General features: G+C 69.8%; 1 protein-coding gene and 1 pseudogene. One reads left to right on the top strand and one right to left on the bottom strand.

What is annotated here, in order from left to right; genetic code table 11:
* Positions 1–167 precede the first annotated feature (167 nt).
* A pseudogene (locus tag ABZ924_RS38735) lies at positions 168–575 on the bottom strand (hypothetical protein); the annotation flags it as partial.
* 394 nt (positions 576–969) lie between these two features.
* Here ABZ924_RS38735 and ABZ924_RS38730 point away from each other — a divergent pair.
* Positions 970–1,230 (top strand): transposase (locus tag ABZ924_RS38730; RefSeq protein ID WP_361920453.1); only part of this gene is annotated, 261 nt, incomplete at its 3' end.

Here is a 1,230-nt window from a genome sequence, read left to right as displayed (position 1 = left end):
CAGGCCCCAGGCGCCGGCGGCCATGGCGTCGTGGAGCAGGTCGACCATCCGGCGGAGCTGGGCGGGGGTGGGATCGCCGCCGACCGCGTCCTCGCGGGGATGCCCTGGTTGCCGCCCACCACGGTGATCTTTTCGCCGGAGATGGCCACCACGATGGCCACGTGGTCGTTCTTGTAGCCGTCGGGGCCCAGGTTGTAGAGGATCGCGTCGCCGACCTTCGGGGTGGAGTGCAGAGAATCGTACTTGGTGAAGCTGGAGGCGAGGTTGTCGAGCTGGTTCATCTTGCCGCCGACGCCGTTCTTCCACCACACCCAGCCGACGAAGTCGGCGCACCAGGCGTGCGCTTCGGTGTGGTTGGGGCCACAGCTGCCCGTCTGCTGGGTGCCCCGGCCCCAGTAGCTGCCCTTGTTGTTGAGGCCGCAGGGGCCGGCGCCTATCTGCCCCTTGGCGGTGGCGGCGATGTTCGCCCCCAGGGAGGCGGCCTGGGCGTTGCCGACGCCCGTGACCGATAACGCGGTTCCGGCGAGCAGGGTGACTACGGCGCCCCTGGCCGCGAGGGAGGTGAGCTTGCGCATGGCTGACTCCATGGTCGAGAGCCGTGGTTCGCACGGCAGTTCGCTGGGATGGCAGAACTCTCGACGGGGCAGCGGGCGCAGCCAAGCGAAACCGCTGTCCGGGACTGTCCGGCCCTGTCCCGGCCGCTGTCCGTGCAGGTCAGCAGGCGTGTACCGGACGCTCGTCAGCAGTGCGCCGGACAGCCGCGGCGGTTGTGTGGTCGCAGTGCCGGCGGATTCCTCTCCGCCGACACCCCCGAGGAGGAACCGCCGATCGGCCGGCCCGTACGGGGCGCCCTCTGCTGGGGCCGGGAGACGCGGCGAAGGGACACCTCACAGATGCCCCTAGGCCGTTTCTCTCGGATCATCTGATCGTTGGTTGATGTGGTCGTTGACTGACGCGTAGTGGGCGCGGATCGAGCCGTTGCTGCCGGACCGCACACCGAAGCGGGGTGGGCGGTGGCGCGAGCACCGACAGGTGATCGACGCGATCGCGTTCAAGTACCGCACCGGGACGCCGTGGATGGACCTGCCCGAGCGGTTCGGCTCCTGGAAAGGCGCCTACAGCAGGCTGCGGATGCGGGCGATCGACGGCACGTGGGACCGCGTCTTCGCCGCCCTGCTCGCCCAGGCCGACGCCGAAGGCGACCTCGACTGGGTCGTCGCCGTCGACTCA

The organism is Streptomyces sp. NPDC046876, assembly GCF_040645035.1.
Lineage (GTDB): Bacteria > Actinomycetota > Actinomycetes > Streptomycetales > Streptomycetaceae > Streptomyces.
This window is presented reverse-complemented; position numbering and strand designations above follow the sequence as displayed.